Source organism: Chryseobacterium sp. MMO-72 (genome assembly GCF_037146035.1).
Lineage (GTDB): Bacteria > Bacteroidota > Bacteroidia > Flavobacteriales > Weeksellaceae > Chryseobacterium > Chryseobacterium indicum.
On the sequence record NZ_JBBCWG010000013.1, the window covers coordinates 48,480 to 68,102 of the forward strand.

General features: G+C 35.9%; 20 protein-coding genes. 10 read left to right on the plus strand and 10 right to left on the minus strand.

Features of this window, described 5'->3' with window-relative positions:
* Positions 1-301: 301 nt before the first annotated feature.
* Genes WFH39_RS16440 through WFH39_RS16450 form a run of 3 tightly spaced genes read left to right on the plus strand, consistent with a single transcriptional unit; the run spans position 302 to position 3,316 of the window.
* Entirely contained in the window at positions 302-1,414 is a 1,113-nt protein-coding gene (locus WFH39_RS16440) for an RNA polymerase sigma factor (RefSeq protein ID WP_336690670.1), read from the plus strand.
* Positions 1,415-1,429: 15 nt separating this feature from the next.
* The gene (locus WFH39_RS16445) at positions 1,430-2,323 is read left to right on the plus strand and encodes a hypothetical protein (RefSeq protein WP_336690671.1); all 894 of its coding nucleotides are present in this window, start codon (positions 1,430-1,432) and stop codon (positions 2,321-2,323) included.
* A gap of 21 nt (positions 2,324-2,344) precedes the next feature.
* Positions 2,345-3,316, plus strand: coding sequence for a chorismate-binding protein (locus WFH39_RS16450; protein ID WP_336690672.1), 972 nt, complete (start codon positions 2,345-2,347; stop codon positions 3,314-3,316).
* 348 nt (positions 3,317-3,664) lie between these two features.
* On the opposite strand, the gene WFH39_RS16455 is transcribed toward WFH39_RS16450, so the two are convergent.
* The 10 genes from WFH39_RS16455 to WFH39_RS16500 all read right to left on the minus strand — a co-directional run bounded on the left by WFH39_RS16455 (position 3,665) and on the right by WFH39_RS16500 (position 12,491).
* Positions 3,665-3,859 carry a hypothetical protein gene (locus tag WFH39_RS16455; protein ID WP_076392320.1) on the minus strand — a complete coding sequence of 65 codons (195 nt, stop codon included), beginning with the start codon at positions 3,857-3,859 and terminating at the stop codon, positions 3,665-3,667.
* A 5-nt stretch (positions 3,860-3,864) separates the two neighbouring features.
* Positions 3,865-4,467, minus strand: coding sequence for a MarC family protein (locus tag WFH39_RS16460; RefSeq protein WP_076392318.1), 603 nt, complete (start codon positions 4,465-4,467; stop codon positions 3,865-3,867).
* Positions 4,468-4,511: 44 nt separating this feature from the next.
* Complete coding sequence (locus WFH39_RS16465; RefSeq protein ID WP_336690673.1) at positions 4,512-6,251, minus strand: BatD family protein; 1,740 nt, start codon at positions 6,249-6,251, stop codon at positions 4,512-4,514.
* Positions 6,251-6,988, minus strand: coding sequence for a tetratricopeptide repeat protein (locus WFH39_RS16470; RefSeq protein WP_076392314.1), 738 nt, complete (start codon positions 6,986-6,988; stop codon positions 6,251-6,253). Before WFH39_RS16470 ends, WFH39_RS16465 begins: the two co-directional genes overlap by 1 nt.
* A 100-nt stretch (positions 6,989-7,088) precedes the next feature.
* Positions 7,089-8,096 carry a vWA domain-containing protein gene (locus WFH39_RS16475; protein ID WP_336690674.1) on the minus strand — a complete coding sequence of 336 codons (1,008 nt, stop codon included), beginning with the start codon at positions 8,094-8,096 and terminating at the stop codon, positions 7,089-7,091.
* Entirely contained in the window at positions 8,096-9,088 is a 993-nt protein-coding gene (locus WFH39_RS16480; protein ID WP_336690675.1) for a vWA domain-containing protein, read from the minus strand. The genes WFH39_RS16475 and WFH39_RS16480 overlap by 1 nt, the downstream gene beginning before the upstream one ends.
* On the minus strand, positions 9,081-9,977 hold the full coding sequence (locus tag WFH39_RS16485) for a BatD family protein (protein ID WP_442891746.1): 897 nt from the start codon (positions 9,975-9,977) through the stop codon (positions 9,081-9,083). The genes WFH39_RS16480 and WFH39_RS16485 overlap by 8 nt, the downstream gene beginning before the upstream one ends.
* A gap of 109 nt (positions 9,978-10,086) precedes the next feature.
* Complete coding sequence (locus WFH39_RS16490; RefSeq protein WP_336690676.1) at positions 10,087-10,950, minus strand: DUF58 domain-containing protein; 864 nt, start codon at positions 10,948-10,950, stop codon at positions 10,087-10,089.
* Between the two features lie 81 nt (positions 10,951-11,031).
* Positions 11,032-11,487, minus strand: coding sequence for a GNAT family N-acetyltransferase (locus tag WFH39_RS16495; RefSeq protein WP_336690677.1), 456 nt, complete (start codon positions 11,485-11,487; stop codon positions 11,032-11,034).
* Entirely contained in the window at positions 11,487-12,491 is a 1,005-nt protein-coding gene (locus tag WFH39_RS16500; RefSeq protein ID WP_076392594.1) for an AAA family ATPase, read from the minus strand. Before WFH39_RS16500 ends, WFH39_RS16495 begins: the two co-directional genes overlap by 1 nt.
* Positions 12,492-12,742: 251 nt before the next feature.
* On the opposite strand from WFH39_RS16500, the gene WFH39_RS16505 reads away from it, so the two are divergent.
* From WFH39_RS16505 to WFH39_RS16535, 7 genes are all read left to right on the plus strand, one after another.
* On the plus strand, positions 12,743-13,213 hold the full coding sequence (locus WFH39_RS16505; RefSeq protein WP_076392302.1) for a DinB family protein: 471 nt from the start codon (positions 12,743-12,745) through the stop codon (positions 13,211-13,213).
* A 34-nt stretch (positions 13,214-13,247) separates the two neighbouring features.
* Entirely contained in the window at positions 13,248-13,640 is a 393-nt protein-coding gene (locus WFH39_RS16510; protein ID WP_087709449.1) for a four helix bundle protein, read from the plus strand.
* A gap of 125 nt (positions 13,641-13,765) precedes the next feature.
* On the plus strand, positions 13,766-14,515 hold the full coding sequence (rlmB, locus tag WFH39_RS16515) for a 23S rRNA (guanosine(2251)-2'-O)-methyltransferase RlmB (protein ID WP_336690678.1): 750 nt from the start codon (positions 13,766-13,768) through the stop codon (positions 14,513-14,515).
* 3 nt (positions 14,516-14,518) lie between these two features.
* Complete coding sequence (locus tag WFH39_RS16520; RefSeq protein WP_336690679.1) at positions 14,519-15,640, plus strand: serine hydrolase domain-containing protein; 1,122 nt, start codon at positions 14,519-14,521, stop codon at positions 15,638-15,640.
* A gap of 9 nt (positions 15,641-15,649) precedes the next feature.
* Positions 15,650-16,702 (plus strand): DUF6263 family protein, encoded by a 1,053-nt coding sequence (locus WFH39_RS16525; RefSeq protein ID WP_336690680.1) that lies wholly within the window; start codon positions 15,650-15,652, stop codon positions 16,700-16,702.
* Positions 16,703-16,775: 73 nt separating this feature from the next.
* Positions 16,776-17,009, plus strand: coding sequence for a hypothetical protein (locus tag WFH39_RS16530; RefSeq protein WP_410492755.1), 234 nt, complete (start codon positions 16,776-16,778; stop codon positions 17,007-17,009).
* 35 nt (positions 17,010-17,044) lie between these two features.
* Positions 17,045-19,579 (plus strand): YfhO family protein, encoded by a 2,535-nt coding sequence (locus WFH39_RS16535; protein ID WP_336690681.1) that lies wholly within the window; start codon positions 17,045-17,047, stop codon positions 19,577-19,579.
* Positions 19,580-19,623: the final 44 nt, after the last annotated feature.

Here is a 19,623-nt window from a genome sequence, read left to right on the forward strand (position 1 = left end):
TTCATTATGATAAAAAAACTTGGGTTCTTTGCTGAGTGAATAGTTTATGCTGAGTTTATCGAAGTACCTTTGCGAGCTTAAAAACAGTTAGTATATAAAAAAATCTTAGCGATCTTTGCGTTAAAATTAAAGCATTATGATGAATTAAGGACAAGCAATTAAAATAATAACCATGAAAACTTTAAATTTATTTTTACTGACCTTATTCATTTATATAAAGATTTAACTTTATCTTGAAAAGGTCTAAATTTTAATAAAACTTCCGGTAAATAATAACTTACTATTTGTCGCGAATTAAATTATGAAGCAAAACAGCAACTTCAACTGGCAGAAAATTTATCTCGATTATTCCCCGAAACTTCTGGGAATATGCCGAAGATATGTCGATGATATTTACACGGCGGAAGACATCGTGCAGGACAGTTTCATTACCGCAATCCAGAAAAACGATCAGCTGAATGATGAAAAAGCTCTGTTTGCATGGCTGAAAAAAATTGTGGTAAACAATGCACTGCAACACATCCGCAAACACAGCAAAGATACTTTTGTAACTACAGAACCTACGGAAATCCCAGATACCTATTCAGAAATGGACCATCATTTATCAGAAGAAAAAAACGTTTTCGTTTACGACTTCACCAGTGAAGAACTGCTGTCTTCCATCGACAGTCTTCCACCGCATCACAAATCTGTTTTCAATCTGTATTTTATTGAAAATCATTCTCATGCAGAAATTTCCGGTTTATTGGGAATTACCGTAAACACCTCAAAATCTCACCTTTTGAGAGCGAAAAAATCGGTTCAGAATTACCTGATGAAGAATTTTGTCAATCAAAATACACCGAAGAAAAAAATGGCGCAACTGCTTGTTGTTTTCGGACTTGGCGGATTACTTTGGGCGCAGACTTTTAAAAGTAAATTTGCAGATTTTACCATTCAGCCATCAAAAAAATTGCAGATTCCTTCCGATCTTAAAATTAATAATGTTGCATTTTCATCATCCGGTAAAAGCCTGAAAAAGAAAATAATAATTGGAGGAACGTTTTTAATCATCATCGTTCTGTCCGTTTTTTTTATAAATCCGAAGAATTCTTTTTTCTCAACGAATCAGAATTCAGCTTTACCAACTTTTACGGATAATGAAACAGTAGGTGAAGAGACAAAAAACCACTTTGTAAATACCAATTCTGATTCAAAAGAAAAATCAGACAATAATGCTGTAAATCATTCAGCAACAAATATAATTGAAGAGAAAAACACTTCAAAAACAAAAATAAACGACGATGAAACAGGATTGAAAAGCAGACCGGTTTTAAAAAAAACGACTGCAAACGACACCATTGAAGAAACTCCGCAGAAAATAATTGTCGTTAAAAAAATCATTAAAAGAGACACCGTATTTATTGAAAAATAAATTGAAACGCAGAATATGTTCTTCCAAAAAATAATACTTCTTTTTCTCCTTGCTTGTGTTAACTTTTCGTTTGCACAGAAAATCAGGAAAAAGAAAATAGATACGGTTTACGTTTACGAAAAAGTAGTCGTTTATGATACCGTATATCTCATGAAACCTTTAAAATTCAGGCTGAATGATGTTATGATGAAAACACCAACCGTTCAGGAAACGAAATTTGTGACGGATGCTTACAAACAGGAAATCGACAAACAGAGGGCTTCAAGAAGAGCAAGATTGCGAAAACCGGCGACCTTTCAGTACGGAATTGAAGGCGGATTTGGCATAAAAAGTGCAAACTGGTCTTTAGAAAATAAACCGCAGTTCGGAGAAAATATCGGAATCTGGGCTTCCAAAAGTTTCTTCGATTCTCAGTTTTTAGTCTGGCTTTCTGCCAATGCGTATCACTGGAATTCATCTTTTGATCTTGATGCCAATAAAGAAAGCACTTTTCTCAACGGATATTATTTTACAAAAAATAATCAGGCACTTTTATTTCAACAATTTAACAATAAACATTTTGAATTTGCTCTTCAGTGTAAATTGATGTATAACTGGAAAAACTTCCGTCCGTTTGCAGGAATTCTGCTAAATAATCAGACTTATAAAATGCAGTTTCTGACTCCTGAAAATGGCGCTTTAACCAAACTGGAAGATTTTAAAAGTACCCAGACCAATCTCGGATTTTCTTTGGGGCTTCAGTACAGATTACTGCGACGTTTCATCATTTCTACGGAATATCAGCATTACAGCATCAAAAATATTTCCTTAAAAAATCCTGACTTTGATTTTGAGATTTTTAAGACTAGTAATACCTTTGCAGAAAGAAAAATCAACGTTGGAATTTCTTATATTATTTCCCGACTCTGATTTTCTAAAAAGCTTCAAACAATGATTTATTTCAAATTTCCATTCGACGAAAAACTGTATTCCACAGATGAAAATTCCGGCGAAAACCCTATCAGTTTTTATTCTTTTGATGGATTGGAACGATTGGATTTTGGAGGAAAAATTATTGAATTAAACCCTGAAAATTTTAATCAGACAGCAATTTCAAGTGATATTTTACCTGAGGATAAAAGCGGATTTGTTGCCGAAACGAAGGAAGAATATTTAAAAAATCTTGAAAAAGTAATTGAGGTTATCACAGAAAATCAGCTTCCGAAACTGGTCTATTCAAGAAGAAAAATTTTTACTGATTTTGAAGAAATTAATCTGAAAGAAAGCTTTAATCATCTTTGCCAATCCTATCCAAATGCATTCCGATATATTTTTATCAATGACGAACATTCATGGATGGGTGCTTTTTCAGAAGTTTTAGGAAAATTTAGTAAAAAAACGCACGAATTTGAAACGATGAGTCTCGCAGGAACGCTTCCCGTTTCTGAAAACTGGTCGGAAAAGGAAATTGAGGAACAGAAACCTGTAACGTCATACATCAGAAATATTTTAAATCAGTATTCTGAAAACGTAACGGAATCTGAAACCTACGATCATATTTCAGGAAATATCAAGCATCTCCGAACCGATTTTAAAGCCCAAATTAAGCCTGAAAACTTAGATCAGATTATTCAGGAATTACACCCCACTCCTGCTGTTTGCGGAATTCCGAAAGATTTTTGTAAAGAAGAAATTCAGAAGATTGAAAAATTTCCGCGCGAACTGTACGCAGGATATATTAAAATTGAGACTGATGAAACGGTACAGTATTTTGTTAATCTTCGCTGTTCAAAACTTTATAAAAATGCGGTTCATTTATTTGTAGGCGGTGGAATTACCGCACAAAGCAATACCGAAAAAGAATGGACAGAAACGGAGCTAAAATCGGAAGCTGTTCTGAAAAATCTGGTGATTTTGAAATAATAAATTTCTTTAAATTTTATTTGACCGAAAAAAGGCAAAAGATTCAACATTTTGTTTAAAGTAAAATGCCAGAAAACTCTATAGAGTTTTATCTGTGTAGAAATCATATTAGGAGGACGTTTTGCGTTCCGTAGGAACGCTATCTTTAGAAAATGTATCGTATCATAGATATCAATCTTATGGATTGATTGATAGACTTATTCTTATTTCTACACAGATTCTGCTCCTAAAGGAGCAAAGCTCTTTAGTTTAGATTTTTATTATTTGAGAGCTAAAATTCAACAAGAAACAGAAATAAAAAAAGCCTCCTTCAGACTGAAAGAGGCTTTATATAAAATTGTAATTCAATTATTTTCTTACTCCGATCTTGCTCCATGTATTCATTACAAAAAGCAAAATAAGACCTATCGCTGCTGAAGCTATTGAGAAAACAAACTTCAGGTTATCTTCAGATAAAATATCCGATTGCCAGTCTAAAGCATAAAGATTAATTGCGATAAACACGATGAACAGTACCAAAAATACTTTATAAAACTTCTGCATAACTCTTAAAAATTAATGTAATTCTGCACCAATTGCGCAAAATTCGCGGTGAATAATTTAATTGAAATCGCCAACAGGATAATTCCGAAAACTTTCTGTAAAATGGCAAGTGTTGCATCGCCCATTTTCTTCTCCAGCCACGTTGCAGATTTCAGCACCAAATATACGAAAATTGTGTTGAGAATAATTCCAAAAATAATGTTAATGTCATGAAACTCGGCTTTCAGAGAAAGCGTTGTCGTTAAGGTTCCTGCTCCTGCAACCAGCGGAAATGCGATGGGAACGATGGATGCAGCCTTTGCTTCAGACGTTTTGTTGATCTCAATTCCAAGAATCATTTCCAGGGCTATGATAAAAATCACAAAAGCTCCCGCAATGGCGAACGAATTAACATCAACACCGATAAATTTCAGAATTTTGTTTCCCACGAAAAGAAAAACAAGCATAATGGCTCCTGCGGTAATGGATGCTTTTTCAGCTTCAATCTGCCCAAATTTCTGCTGTAAACTTACCACAATCGGGATAGAACCAATGATATCAATCACTGCAAAAAGAACCATAAAACAGGTAATAATCTCTTTTATCGAAAAATCATTAAATATTTCCATTTCCTTGCAATTAATAATTTCGCAAAAATATGAAAATAAATTGATTATTTGCTAATCTTAGAATACAAATTAACAATGGAGGACAAAAGTTCATCCATTCCTTCCGAAGATTTTATCGGAGCATATTTTTCAACCTGTACTCTCTGAATAAGATTCCTGTATTCTTCGGCAATTGACGAGCCTTTTTCTTTTTCCAGCAAATCTGTTAAATGATCAGCAGGATTTACAGAATATTGATTTTTCACTTCCTGATCAAGTTCATCAAAGGTTTGAAAAAACTTCTGATAATCTTCATTATCTTTAAGATTTTCCAAATAGCCAAAATAATCGTTGATGTCGGTTTTAAACTTTTCACGGATTTCATTTTCCGTTTCAGCAACAGAACCTAAAGGCATCGGAGCCTGAATTTCTTTAGATAATTTGTTTTTCTTCTGCCATGTTTTAAACAGAAGATACATTCCGAATAAGGAAAATAAAATAGCAATATTGATAAAAAGAACATTCCAGTGGAATTTCTTTTTTTCTTTTACTTTAAATGAAGTTGTTTTTAAAACAGGCGTATTTACCGTTTCTAAAAAAGTATTGGTATACTCATTCACTTTTTCAACCGCTGTACGGGATTCAAGAATCTGATCATGAGAAAAAGCATTTACTGCTAAAGACTGCTGTCCAAGATCTACATACTCTTTGCTGGAAGGATCGAAAAAGGCAAACTGTTCTGTTTTAATATTAATTTCTCCCGCTTTTTTAGGAATTACAAGATAATTGGCTAATACCTCTCCTTTCATCCCTTCCGTTCCTACCGTTACGCGTGAAATGATCTTAGGTGCGAAAACTTCATAATCCGGAGATTGCGCAATTTTAGGAAGCTCCATGCTTTTAAGATTCCCTTCTCCGCTTACTTTTACCAGAACATTCATCGGTTTTTTAACCTCAATTTTTTCTTTTGAAGTATTAACAACGGTTACATTAAAATTCCCGACTGCATTCTTAAAACATTCCGGAGAACCTTCAGGAAGCTTTTTAACATTAATCTTTACTTTATTGGAAACGAGCTTATTTTTGTTAGCATAAGAATTCAGCGAAGCCGAAACCCCCGGAATATCTACATAACCGGCTTCATTCGGAAAAACCATAAATACGGCAAGAATCTGCGACGCCATATTTCCTGCATCGGAAGGATCAATCTCAGACTTGGTAAAACTTACCGGAAAAACATCCAGATTTTCCTGCTCAGGAAGATGAATGTTTCTTACTCTTCTGAAGTTATCCATGTTTTTTGAATACACTTTCAGAACAGCAATTGTTGGCTGATCCTGATACACTTCACGGTCGTCAATCTCCATATTGAGATAAACGTCTTTTGAAGCATTGTTGGCTGCAACCGGTTTCTTTTCTACATCTTTAATAAAAATGTCAAAAGGTTCGGTTTTATAAATTTTATTATTGATGGTAATCAGGAAAGATCCGATCTTTACTTTTCCTTTCTGTTTGGGTTCAAGAGCTAATCTTGTAATAGATTGGGAAATTACGGTATTGGTTTCAGGATCTACATAACCGTTACTGGCAGAACCGCTTCCTATGATATTGAATTTTGACAAGTCCGGTGAACGTAATGGTGTTTGCTGATTATATTCACCACCATTCATTTCAAGGACAATATTCAGATTTACTATTTCCTTACCGTTATACGTTGTTTTGTCAGGAGTTACAGAAAGATTTACCTGTCCGTAAGAAATTACGGAAGACATTAAAAGTAATATGTAAATAATTCTGTTCTGCATCACCAATCTTTCTCGTTGCTCTCGGGCATCGAATAAGAATTTTTATTCAAAATTCTTCTGGCGGTTTCTTTTTCCTTATCGCTTACTTTGTTGAGTATTTGATTTTCGAGACCTTTAGGGATTTTGCCTTCATTATTCTGGTTACGGTTGGGATCATTTCCCTGTCCGTCTCCTTTATTCTGCTGACCTTGTCCCTGATCCTGCTTTTGATCTTTTCCTTTTTGATCATCATTTTGCTGTTGGTCTTTACCACCGCCTCCTTTACCGGAGTTATTTTGCTGTTGTTTTTTCTGTTGGTTTTCTTTATCCTTCAGCTTGGCAATCTCGTAATTTTTTCTTGTTACCTCGCTGTATGGATTTTGTTTCAGGGACTGTCTGTAAAATTCTGCTGCCTTTTCAGGCTTGTTCATCTGCATATAGGTATTCCCCAAATTATGAAGAGCGGCTGCTTTATCCGGAAGCGTCTGAGAAAGCTTCTGAGCCGTCTCGAATTCTGCTTTTGCTTCTTCGTATTTTTTGCTTTTATATAATGCGTTTCCTAAATTGTAGTGCGCTGTAAAATCTTTGCTGTTGGTTCTGATTGCTTCCAGATACTTTACAGACGCGCCATCATAATCTTTACCGTTGAATTTTTCATTGCCTTCATAGACTAAAGTCCTGTAATTTTTCTGCCCGAAAAGATTTCCCGGGAAGATGAAAGCAATTATAAACGATAAAAAAATGATTTTAGTATTCATTATGTGCAAAATTATTCCTTTAAATGTTAATAAACAGTGTCTTATTTGTTAAAATTGGGTTAAAGTAATAGTCTGATTCTGAGACAATGTATCCGGATTATTAAACATTAAAATCTCTTTTAGGATTAAATAAATAAATCAGAAAGAAGAAAAATAGAGAAACTGCCAGAAAATACTGGTAATAATGATTCGCATTTTGTGATTTCACCATCGTTTCAGATGATCCTGTTTTCTTTTTCAGAGCGTCTAAAATTCTGTCCGGAGCTTCATTGATGTTATTTCCGTCAATATAGCTTCCTCCGGTTGCATCAGCCATTTTTTTCAGCGCTTCCGTCTGTCTTTTGGAGATAACAGTCTGTCCGTTGATATCACTTTTATATCCCATTAACTGTCCGAAAACATATTCCGGAACCGGAGCGCCTTCTTCAGTACCGATTCCGACGGAAGTAATCATAATTCCCTCTTTTTTAGCCAGTCGTATCGCTGCATCATCATTTCCTTCATTATCTTCACCGTCACTAAGCAAAACAACTTTTCGTCCGTCTTTGCTTACGTTTTTAAATTTTTCAGCCGCAATCTTCATTCCGTTAAGGAAATCTGTTCCCTGAATCTGCATGGAGTTTGTTTCGATTCCGCTGATATAGGTTTCTGCTGAATTATAATCTGTGGTTAAAGGCATAATGGAGGTTGCCTGTCCTGCAAAAATCACCATTCCCACTTTATCGCTTTTCATTTTCTGCATCGTCTGAAGCATGAGATTTTTTGCTTCCGTTAAACGGCTCGGACTGATGTCTTCCGCATTCATCGAATTGGAAACATCCAGCATGAAAATTACATTGTTTAATTTCTGACTGGATTTCACTTCTTCCGAGCCGCTTAATAAATCGATAATTGAAAATATTAAAAACAGGGTCCCCAAAAGATAGAGTGCCGGAAAAAACTTGGTAAAACCTGATTTTTTCTCAAATAACTGCTCATGAAACTGGCTGTCTGCAAAAATTTCTCTTTTCTTTTTTTTCCATTTCAGAAAACGGATTAAAAAGGAAGCTAACAGCGGCAGAAGCAACAGCAATAATAAAAACCAATAATTTCCTAAATACCAATCCATTAACTTAAAATTTTATAAAACACCCATCTCAGTAAAGCGTCTAAAAACAGCATTCCCAAAGCAATCCACAGGAAAATTTTAAAATATTCCTGATAATTGAAAAGCTTCGCCACCTTTACATCAGATTTTTCCAGTTGGTTAATTTCGTCATACACTTCTTCAAGACTTGTATTTGATGTGGCTCTGAAATATTTTCCACCCGTCATTTGTGCTACTTCTTTTAAAACAGGCTCATCAATCTTCACCTCGGTTTCCGTAAAGACAAGATCTCCGAAAATATCGGTTTGTGTAGGCATCAAAGCATATCCGTTCGTTCCGATTCCGATGGAGTATACTTTAATTCCGTTATTTTTAGCCAGTTCCGCAGCAATTGCAGGAGGCATTGCATTTTCAATGGTATTCACACCATCCGTCATGAGAATGATGATTTTACTTTTTGCTTTGCTGTTTTTCAAATGGTTAACCGCAACGGAAAGTCCTTCTCCAATGGCAGTTCCCGGCTGCAATTCCAAAGGATTAAGATTATTCAGTTCATCCACAACAACCTGATGATCGGAAGTTACCGGAACTTTCGTAAATGCCTCTCCGGAATAGGCAACGAGACCAATTCTGTCATTCGGTCTTTTATTAACGAATTTAATTGCAATATCCTTCAATGCCGTTAAACGGTCGGGTGTTAAATCTTTTGCCAGCATACTCAGGGAAACATCCACAGAAAGCATAATATCAATACCTTTTGTATCGTCTCTGTCCTGAGAAACCGTAAAAGTTCTCGGTCTTGCCATGGCAATAATGAGCGCAGAAAGAATAATATACTTCGAAATTCTCAGGATAAACATAATAAAATGAATCCCGCCGCTTTCGTCCATATTTTTTACCGTAGGAACTTTTATCCCTTTTCTTTTCTGCCGGCTTGCATCCCTGAATAACAAAGGGATAAACAGCGCAAAAAGCAACAGAAACCACGGACTGTAAAATTCAAAATCAGGCATCCTTTCTCAAGTTTTCAAATTCAAGATCTTTTGATGATCTTTTTACAAAATCTCTGATGTCGGCAAAATCTTTTTCCATGGTTGCCTGATCCGGAAATGTTTTCGCAAATTTCACCAGATCTCCTCTTAAAAATACGTCTTCCACTATTTTTTCATTTTCCTGAGAAATGGTATTGTTCTTCTTCATCACATCAATAAGGTCATCCGTTAACAAAACATCTGCCGGAACGCGGTATTGTTTTGCGATGAATTTTCGGGAAATATCGATCAGTTCAACATAAAATGAACGGTAATTTCCGTTCTCCACATATTTTTTCTTTTTAAGGGAATCCAGTTCCTTCAGGGTCTGATTTGTGGCGACAACCGGCGAATCTTTTGGTTTTCGTCCGTATTTTATGAACATGATAATCGCAATGATGAGGCAAATCACCGCAATGGCGGCTAATATGTAAAATTTATACAGTTCCCAATAATCGGTGGCTTCAAGTTTTACCTCTTTGTTGTTCATAATGTCATTAATCTGATCGGTCTTCTGAGCCGTATTAATAACATCAATTTCGTAAGGAATTGTTTTCAGAATTTTTCCGTTGACTTTGAATTCCAGTTCGGGAATGGTAAATTTTCCTTCATCAAAAACAGCAAATTCAATCCTTCTGTAATAAACATCCTGAGTCTGTGCGATACTGTCTTTAATTTCTTCGAAATGAAAAGGCAGCAGTTCATTCTCGCGAGCTGCAGAAACTTTTTCATTGTTCAGGTTATTAATGGTGATCACGATGTGGTTCACTTCTCCCAAAGCAATGGTTTTCTTCTCAACACTGGAAGAAAGGATCTGCGAAAAGACATTTGCACAGATTAAAAAACAAAATATAAATAAAAGTTTTTTCAATTTTATTATTAAATTTTAACGTCGTTTTTGTCATTCTGACGAAGGAAGAATCTGTATTAAAAAAGATGGCTTCGTTGTTCCTCGTCGTAATGACAAAAAGTGTCTATTTTTATTTTTTCTGAAAATAGTTATACAGCAATCTCGAATAATCCGAACCTGTATTAATATTCATAAAACTTGCCGAGCTGTTGGCAAAATCTTCTTCTAAAGATTTAATTTTCTGCTTTTTGGCTTCAGCAAAATTATATCTCCATCTTACACTTGAAGTATTTACCCAAACCTGCTTTCCGGTTTCCGCATCATATAATAAAGTATATCCCACATCCGGAATTTCATTGTCTTTTTCATCATAAATTCTCATTCCAAGCAACTGATGTTTTTTGGAAGCCACTCTCAGCATTTTAGAGTCATATTCATCTTCAAAATCCGAAAACAGAAATACCAAAGATTTTCTTTTGAAAATTCCCATCATGTATTCCATTGCTTTATCAATTTTTGAAATGGCAGGAACATAATCTGCTGTTAGAATGGTACTGATAATGGATAAAATATGTTTTCTTCCTTTCTGTGGCGGAATTACTTTGTATACTTTATCCGCAAACAAAATTAAACCTACCTTATCATTATTTCCTGCTGCTGAAAAACCTAAACTTGCTGCAATTTCTGCAACGTATTGTCTTTTCAGCTGATTTTTAGTTCCGTAATCCATTGAAGCAGAAATATCCACAACCAGCATCATCGTCAGTTCACGTTCCTCCTCCATTACTTTTACGAAAGGTTCGCGGAAACGAGCTGTTTTGTTCCAGTCGATCCTGCGGATCTCATCTCCAAACTGATAGGGACGAACTTCCGAAAACGTCATTCCCTGTCCTTTAAAAGCACTGTGATATTGCCCCATTAAAGTAGCTTCCGTCTTCTTTCGGGTCCGGATTTCTATCTGCTTAACTTTTTTTACAATATCTTTTATCTGCATTTCCTTTGTTTGAGTGTTTTAGTGTATGAGCGTTTTTTTGAGATTTTGTAAACTTCCATCATCATGCTTACAACTTCCCTACTATTTAAATTCTATAGATACATTCAGCCATTCGTCATCAAATTTCGGGCTGTATTTTTTGTAGAAATTAATGGCAGGTTCATTCCAGTTGAGCACCTGAAAAACCATTCCGCTGTATTGGTTAGATTTTCCGTATTCTATGGTAGCTTCAAACAATTTCTTGCCGATCTGTTTTCCTCTCAGGTTTTCCGTCACCACCAAATCTTCTAAGTACAACCTTCTTCCCTTCCATGTCGAATATCTGTCATAATACAAAGAGATCCCGACAATTTCCCCATTAAATTCTGCTACAAAAGCGCCCCAAACAGGAGATTTTCCGAATCCGTCTTCAATAAACTGATCTAAAGTTAAGGTAACTTCATGCAAAGCCTTTTCATAATCCGCCAGTTCTTTAATCAATTCCAGCATTGGTTCACAATCTTCCTGAATTGCCTTTCTAATAACTACTTCACTCATTACGGAGCCTGAATTTTAGCCAGAATTCTGTTGATGATCTCTTCTGAAGAAATTTCTTCCGCTTCAGCCTCGAAAGTTAATCCGATTCTGTGTCTCAGAACATCTTTTGCCAGCGATTTTACATCTTCCGGAATTACAAATGCTCTTCCTTTTAAGAAAGCATACGCTCTGGAAGCAATCGCAAGATTTATTGATGCTCTCGGAGAAGCCCCGAAACTGATGTAATTTTTAAGTTCAGACAGTCCGTAATCTTCAGGGAAACGGGTGGCAAAAACCATGTCCAGAATATATTTTTCAATCTTTTCATCAAGATAGATCTGATTGATTAATTCTTTCGCCGCAACAATATGTTCAAGTGAAATCACAGGTTTTACAGTTGGCTGATGTGAAGTGGAAACCATTCTCATTACGGTTCTTTCGTCTTCCAGTTTTGGATAATCAATCGTACATTTCAGCATAAAACGGTCGCTCTGTGCTTCCGGTAAAAGATAAGTACCTTCCTGATCGATCGGGTTTTGCGTTGCCAATACCAAAAACGGTTTTGGAAGCTTCATGGTTTCGTCTCCGATGGTTACCTGCTTTTCCTGCATCACCTCCAAAAGAGCCGACTGCACTTTCGCAGGCGCTCGGTTAATCTCATCCGCCAAAACGAAATTCGCAAAAACGGGCCCTTTTTTTATGGAGAAATCATTGTCTTTTACATTGTAGATCATTGTTCCCACAACATCCGCAGGAAGAAGATCCGGCGTAAACTGAATTCTGGAAAACTCTCCGTGAACCGCTTCAGCCAGAGTTTTTATCGCCAGAGTTTTTGCCAGTCCCGGAACACCTTCCAAAAGAACGTGACCATTGCCTAAAAGACCGATCAGAAGACGGTCTATCATATATTCCTGTCCAATAATAACCTTGTTGATTTCCTGTCTCAAAAGAGAAAAAAAGTAGTTTGCTTCTTTTACCTGCTCCGTCAATTGACGAATATCTTCAGCTTGATTGATCTCTGACATATCTTGATTTAAAATAATGGGTAAATTTCCAATAAATACTTGCATTAATCAACACAAAAAATGCCATTTTTGAGTTAAAGTTTGTTAAATATTCCGGCATTGATGCAGGATCCTGAATAGATGAAGGCTTAAAACTCAATACAATCAATATTATTTTTCTTAAAAATATATAAATTTTGCTTTAATCCACCGTTCAAAAATTGTCATTTCCAGTTTATTAAACTATTTTTGGAGATTAAAATTTTTGTAAAATGAATTATCATTTTCAAGCGCACAGACAAGTAAGAAAAAACCTTCTGGATATTCTGCAAAACACTTCTCACGAAGATCTTTTACTGATTCCGGACGGTTTCAATAATAATCTTTACTGGAACATTGCTCATACGGTTGCTACACAGCAGTTGCTGCATTATTACCTAAGCGGAAATCCTTTCAGAATTGATAAATACTGGATCGAAACTTATAAAAAAGGAACGCTTCCGAATCTGGATGTGCAGAAATCTGAAGTGGAAGATCTGGAGTTTTTATTAACCGAAACTTCAAAAATCCTGATGAAAGATTATGACAGTGATTTCTTTTCGGATTATACGCCTTACACCACAAGTTTTGGGCTGGATCTGAAAAGCATTCAGGATGCCATTATTTTTAACAATATGCACGAAGGTCTGCATTATGGCTATGCTTTGGCGCAGAAGAGAGCTATTTTAGGGGAAAAATATTAGAGGTTCAAGGTTTTTAGTTTAAAGTTTAAGGTTCATGGCAACAGTAAATAGATTCGAAGATTTAGAAATTTGGAAATTATCGCGCGAATTGTGTAAAGAAATTTACGGAATTATTGAATCTACTAATCTTAAAAATAATTTTAAACTCTGCAATCAGATTGATAGTTCTTCGGGTTCTGTAATGGATAATATCGCAGAAGGTTTTGAAAGAAACGGGAACAGAGAATTTATTCAGTTTCTTTCAATAGCAAAAGCTTCTTGTGGCGAAACAAGATCACAGTTATACCGGGTTTTTGACAGAAATTTTATCTCTGAGGAAAAATTTGAAACATTAAGAGAACAGACTGAAGTATTAAGCCGAAAAATTGGCTCATTTATTAAATATTTAAATATAACAGATTTAAAAGGAACAAAGTACAAAACATAATTGTTTCTGGTTTAAAGTTTAAAATTCTTGATATGAACCGGATTCACTTTAAAACCGAGAACTCAAAACATTAAACTTTAAACATAGAACTTTGAACTTTGAACCTTTAACATAAAATTTATTCAATGAAAGACGATTTTATTTTCGGGCTGCGTCCCGTAATTGAAGCTATAGAAGCGGGGAAAACAATTGACAAGGTGTTTTTGCAGAATGCATTACAGGGACCTATTTATGCTGAACTTAAAGCCATACTGGCGAAAAATAAAATCCGTCCCAATTACGTTCCGGTAGAAAAGCTGAATCGTTTTACGAGAAAAAATCATCAGGGAGTGGTTGCTTTTATTTCGGATGTTCCTTTTCATAAAGTGGAAGATGTGGTTCCTCAATTGTTTGAGGACGGAAAAACTCCTTTTTTATTGATTCTGGACAGATTAACGGATGTAAGAAACTTCGGAGCCATCTGCAGAACCGCAGAATGTGTGGGAGTAGATGCGGTGATTATTCCCGAAAAAGGAGCTGCCCCGATTAATTCCGATGCGATAAAAACCTCAGCTGGAGCTCTTTATAATGTGAAAATCTGTAAAGCTCCGAATCTGGCTCATGTGGTAGATTTTCTTCAGCAAAGCGGAATTTCTGTTTTTGCAGCAAGCGAAAAGGCTGAAAAATTAATTTATGATATTGATTTTACAGAACCCTGCGCAATCGTTATGGGAAATGAAGAAACAGGAATTTCCAAAGAAGTTCTTCACCACTCTGATGAAAAAATAAAACTTCCGATCGAGGGAAAAACACAGTCTTTAAATGTTTCTGTTGCGTGCGGAGCGATTTTATATGAAGCAGTGAGACAGAAAATGATTACCGCTTCGAAAGCGTAAAATATGAAAATTAAAATTCTTTTACCTTTTTGTTTTGCAATAGCTTGTAATGCTCAAAACAAAAATATCCCTACAGATAATCCTATGACAACCAATCTCGATAAGCTGGTTCAAAGGGAAGCATCTGTTTATATGGAAGATCCGGCTCGTGTTGGGATTTCCATAGGGATTTTTAAAGACGGTAAAAGTTATTTTTACAATTATGGGACAACAGAACTAGGAAAGTCAAAACTTCCGACTTCAAAAAGTGTTTATGAAATTGCATCAATAACCAAAACATTTACAGGAACACTTCTCGCGCACGCACTGAGAGATAGAAAAATTAAACTGAATGATGATATCCGCAAATATTTAAATGGCAACTACACAAATCTTGAGTTTGATAAGCAACCCATAACAATTGCACATCTTACCAATCATTCCTCAGGATTACCACAGTTTTTGCCCGATCAGTCGGAAACATTTAAAAAACCAATGGATTCTGTAGCTTTTGCTTTGTCAAAGTTTTATAAAAATTATTCTAAAAAGAAATTTTATGAAAATCTTTACGAAGCAAAAATGGCATTTAAGCCCGGAACAGATTATAAATATTCCAACGCAGGAACACAGATCGCAGGCGATATTCTGGAAAAAGTATATCATAAAAGCTATGAAAAATTACTTTCGGAATATATAACCAAACCTCTGAAAATGAATCATACAATAATTAGTACAGATTCAGTAAAGCTCATGACCTGTTATAATGAAAAGGGTAAAGTAATGCCCAGAAATATTACAACAATCATGGCTCCGACAGGAGGGATTCTTTCTACCACAGAAGATTTGGTAAAATATATGCAGTATCACCTCAGTCAAAATGATAAATATGTAGCCTTGTCACATACTCCTGTTGTAAAAACTGAAGGCGATCAGACAGGATTATTTTGGAGAATCCATACCTATGAAGACGGGACAAAAACAATTTATCATACAGGAGGAACATTTGGTTTTTCCGGTGTTCTTCAAATTTATCCTTCAAAAAACATGGGAGTTGTTATATTATCCAATGAATCCGACGGAGAATCCCAGGGAAAGCTACAGGATATTGTAGAAAGTATATTAAAAAACAGCAGTAAAATAAATTAAAAAAATCGAATGAAAAACATAGCAGCTTTAGCGCTTATCTCAACCATAGCCATTGTTTCATGCAACAAAAAAGAAACGGCAAAAATTACAAAAGTAGATCCTAAAACCGGAAAAACAATTACAGTGGAAGTTCCGGCAGATTCTGTAGCAAAAGTAGAGGAAAATCCGGCGATTAAAGATTCAGCGGGAGTGTATACGCAGACTTTTAAACTGGAAAAAGGAAAAACTTATCCTTTAACAACGTATCAGAGAGATACGAAAACAATGACTGATCCTCAAGGGAAAACTCTGAACGGAACGAGCGAATCTACGGACGAAATGTCTTTTACAGTGAATGATATTAAAGGAAATGTTTATGATATTACCTTAAATTTAATCGCTAAAAGAAGCTCTCAGACAGCACAGGGAAAAACAATCGTAGTGGATACCAAACTGCCGATCCCGAAAGAGGATGATCTGAAGATGATCTGGAATATCAACAGAGCATTGACCGGAAATAAACTGAACATGAAGATGGACACCAAAGGAAATGTAATTTCAATTACAGGTTTTGATGCTGTTTACACTAAAGTTGCCAATTCTGTAGGATCACTGATCAAAGATAAAAACCAGAAAGAAAGCGTAGTTGCAAGTCTTAAGGAATCTTTTAACGAAAAAGTTCTCAGAGATCAGTTCAACAAAAATCTAACGATTATTCCTAAAAAAGGTGCAAAAATCGGCGAAAAATGGACGAACAGCGAAAATGCTGATGCACAGGGAAATATTAAAGTGACCTCTCACTACATTCTGAAAAGTGTAGGAAACGGTGTGGCAGAAATTTCGGTAACCGGAGGAATTCCAAAGAAAGTTAATAAACAGAATCAGGGAGAAGTTACCCACAGCTTAAGCACGGAACTTACGCAGAACGGAACGATTACGTTTGACCAGAATACAGGATGGATTAAAAACCAGAATATTTCTGTAAAAACGACACAGATTGAAAGTATTTCAAACGGAAAAGAAACCCAGTCTATGACGAGCGTTTCCAATTCTTCCGTAATGGTAAATCCTTCTGCTAAATAAAGCAGAACTTTTTAAAGTTGAAATGTCGGAGCGTAATAACGGCTTTGAACATTAAACCTTAAATATTTTTATTATGATGAAACATATTTTTGAGTTTGTACTCGCAACCATTATTATTTATTTTGTGTGGAATATTCTGAAGAGAATCTTTTTCAAAAAATTTCACAGCTATCTGTTTAACCAGAACAGAAATGAAAACAGAGGGGAGCAGAACATTAAAAACTCAGACAATACGAAGAAAAAAATCAACTGGGACGCAGAAACCGTTGATTATGAAGAGGTAAAAGAAAACAACAGCAAAAGGTAACAATTCCGAAAAATATTTAGATAATAACCATCAACATGGCGAAAAATAAAAACCTGATTTATATTGCAATTTCATTAGTTGTATTTATCGTTTTAGCATTTTTATACTCCACTCCTGTTTTTACGGGAAAGCAGCTTTTCCAGCATGATATCGTGCAATATCGGGGCGGTGCAAAAGAGCTTCTCGATTACAGAGCCGATACCGGAAAAGAAACCTACTGGAGCGATTCCATGTTCGGAGGAATGCCGACGTATCAGATGGGAAGTCAGTTTAACGGAGACATCATCAAAAAAATCGATTCCAAACTGAATTTTCTGCCAAGACCGGTTAATTATCTTTTTCTTCTTTCCGCAGGATTTTTCCTTTTGGGAATGGTTGTGGTAAGAAACTGGAAATACGCCCTTTTAGGAGCTACTTTTTTCGGACTTTCCACCTATTTTTATATTGCTATTGCAGCGGGACACAACGGAAAAATCAATACCATTGAATATTTCGCACCGCTCTTAGCCGGAATTTTACTCGTCTACATCCGGAAACAATACGTTTGGGGATTCATCGTCACTACTCTATTTATGGGGCTTCAGATTGCTGCAAACCACCCTCAGATGACGTATTATCTCTTTTTGGCTCTCGGATTTTTATTCCTTTCTGAGCTGATAAGAGGTATCCTGAAAAAAACGCCAATGAAACACTTCCTGATTTCGTCCGGAATTGTTGCCGCTTCATGTTTAATCGGAGTCGGAATGAATTCTCAGAGAATCATGGCGAATTCAGAATACATCAAAGAAACCGTTCGTGGAAAGCAGATTCTTACAAACAGCAGCAATACAGGCGGAGATTCCGGAATGGATAAAGAAAGCATGCTGATGTGGAGCTACGGAAAGCTTGAAACCTTAAACCTTTTCATCCCGAGATTAATGGGAGGCGGAAGTCAGGAACCGGAAGGAAAGGAAATGATGGCTAAAATTCAGGAATTGGTTCAGGAAAACGTAAGTTCACAAGCTGAATATGACAGAATTTCCAAAGGTTTCGGGAATCTAACCTATTGGGGAGATCAGCCGGGAACTTCGGGGCCTGCTTATCAGGGAGCTATTGTTTGTTTTCTTGCGCTTTTAGGATTCTTCATCGCATGGAAAAAATACCGCTACTGGATTTTAGGAGCTTCTATTCTTACCGTATTTTTAGCTTGGGGAAGTAATTTTATGGCACTTTCAGACTTTTTCATCGATTTCGTGCCGTTTTATAATAAATTCAGAGCACCTTCTTCTATTTTGGTGGTTGTAGAATTATTATTCCCTTTAATTGCGATCATCGGATTATACAGATTCTTCACAGACCAAACACTCACACAGGAATACAAACAAAAAATACTTCTTTACGTAGGCGGCGGAACTTTAGGATTTGTATTGATTTTACTGGTTTTCGGAAAATCTCTGTTAGGATTTCATACCGAAAACGAAAAAACTTATCTTCCTCCCTTCCTGTTGGATTATCTTATAGACGAAAGATTTAAATTATTCAGAATCGATGCTATTAAAGCATTCATTTATGTTGCTATTGCAGTTGCTGCTTTATTCCTTGTTTTAAAGCAAAAGCTGAATCAGAACATTGCTCTGGTAATTATCGGAGTAGTCAGCTTATTCGATCTTTGGACAGTTAACAAACGTTATCTGAACGATGATAATTATGTTGATAAAATCTTTGCTGAAAATCCTTTCCAGACAGAAAGCTCCGATCTGATGGCTGAAAAAGTTCAGGGAAATCCAAATCTGGAACCTATTTTAGCGAATGTAAATGTGAACAAAACATTAGAAACCATCGCCGAAAAAGATAAGACGCATTACAGAATTTTCAATAATATTTTAGGAACATTCAGCGAAACAAACACTTCTTATTTCAAATCTTCTATCGGAGGTTATCACGCGGTAAAACTGAGAAGATACGATGATGTAATCAACGAATATTTCCAGATCATGGATTCTGTAAAAGTTCCGAATATCCTGAATCTTCTGAATGCAAAATATTTGGTTTTAGGCGGTCCTGAACAACCTCAGGCAATGCCGAATCCAAAAGCCAACGGAAACGCATGGTTTGTAAGCGATCTTAAATTCGTAGAATCTCCCAATCAGGAAATTAAAGCAATCGGAACCATCAACAGCAAAAGAACCGCTGTTATTTCAATAGACGATAAGAAATACTTTGACGGAAAACCTGTTCAGGCAGACTCAACAGCCTTCATCAATTTAACGAAATATCAACCCAACGAACTGGAATTTAAATCACAGTCCAAGACTCCGCAATTGGCAGTTTTTTCTGAAATTTATTATCCTCACGGCTGGAAATTCTTCATCGATGAAAAAGAAGTTCCTTACATTAAGGCTGATTATCTTCTTCGTGCCGTTCACGTTCCTGCGGGAAATCACAATGTGAGAATGGTCTTCGAACCGGAAGTTATCGAAAAAGGAAAATGGATCTCGCTTATCTGTTTTGGTTTGTTTGTTCTTTTGAGTGGCGTCGGAATTTATTTTCTTTACCGCAAAAGAGACAAAAGACAAATGGAAAAGATTTAGAAATTCAATCAGATCTGAAAATTGCTGGATAATGAAATTAAATG

What these genes read in the sequence shown, in the direction of transcription:
- rlmB (WP_336690678.1), top strand. Translation starts at nt 13,766, where the DNA reads ATGAAAGACGATTTTATTTTCGGGCTGCGTCCCGTAATTGAAGCTATA.
- WFH39_RS16525 (WP_336690680.1), top strand. Translation starts at nt 15,650, where the DNA reads ATGAAAAACATAGCAGCTTTAGCGCTTATCTCAACCATAGCCATTGTT.
- WFH39_RS16460 (WP_076392318.1), bottom strand. Translation starts at nt 4,467, where the DNA reads ATGGAAATATTTAATGATTTTTCGATAAAAGAGATTATTACCTGTTTT.
- WFH39_RS16505 (WP_076392302.1), top strand. Translation starts at nt 12,743, where the DNA reads ATGAATTATCATTTTCAAGCGCACAGACAAGTAAGAAAAAACCTTCTG.
- WFH39_RS16480 (WP_336690675.1), bottom strand. Translation starts at nt 9,088, where the DNA reads ATGCCTGATTTTGAATTTTACAGTCCGTGGTTTCTGTTGCTTTTTGCG.
- WFH39_RS16470 (WP_076392314.1), bottom strand. Translation starts at nt 6,988, where the DNA reads ATGAATACTAAAATCATTTTTTTATCGTTTATAATTGCTTTCATCTTC.
- WFH39_RS16510 (WP_087709449.1), top strand. Translation starts at nt 13,248, where the DNA reads ATGGCAACAGTAAATAGATTCGAAGATTTAGAAATTTGGAAATTATCG.
- WFH39_RS16500 (WP_076392594.1), bottom strand. Translation starts at nt 12,491, where the DNA reads ATGTCAGAGATCAATCAAGCTGAAGATATTCGTCAATTGACGGAGCAG.
- WFH39_RS16465 (WP_336690673.1), bottom strand. Translation starts at nt 6,251, where the DNA reads ATGCAGAACAGAATTATTTACATATTACTTTTAATGTCTTCCGTAATT.
- WFH39_RS16450 (WP_336690672.1), top strand. Translation starts at nt 2,345, where the DNA reads ATGATTTATTTCAAATTTCCATTCGACGAAAAACTGTATTCCACAGAT.
- WFH39_RS16475 (WP_336690674.1), bottom strand. Translation starts at nt 8,096, where the DNA reads ATGGATTGGTATTTAGGAAATTATTGGTTTTTATTATTGCTGTTGCTT.
- WFH39_RS16490 (WP_336690676.1), bottom strand. Translation starts at nt 10,950, where the DNA reads ATGCAGATAAAAGATATTGTAAAAAAAGTTAAGCAGATAGAAATCCGG.
- WFH39_RS16520 (WP_336690679.1), top strand. Translation starts at nt 14,519, where the DNA reads ATGAAAATTAAAATTCTTTTACCTTTTTGTTTTGCAATAGCTTGTAAT.
- WFH39_RS16530 (WP_410492755.1), top strand. Translation starts at nt 16,776, where the DNA reads ATGATGAAACATATTTTTGAGTTTGTACTCGCAACCATTATTATTTAT.
- WFH39_RS16495 (WP_336690677.1), bottom strand. Translation starts at nt 11,487, where the DNA reads ATGAGTGAAGTAGTTATTAGAAAGGCAATTCAGGAAGATTGTGAACCA.
- WFH39_RS16535 (WP_336690681.1), top strand. Translation starts at nt 17,045, where the DNA reads ATGGCGAAAAATAAAAACCTGATTTATATTGCAATTTCATTAGTTGTA.
- WFH39_RS16445 (WP_336690671.1), top strand. Translation starts at nt 1,430, where the DNA reads ATGTTCTTCCAAAAAATAATACTTCTTTTTCTCCTTGCTTGTGTTAAC.
- WFH39_RS16455 (WP_076392320.1), bottom strand. Translation starts at nt 3,859, where the DNA reads ATGCAGAAGTTTTATAAAGTATTTTTGGTACTGTTCATCGTGTTTATC.
- WFH39_RS16440 (WP_336690670.1), top strand. Translation starts at nt 302, where the DNA reads ATGAAGCAAAACAGCAACTTCAACTGGCAGAAAATTTATCTCGATTAT.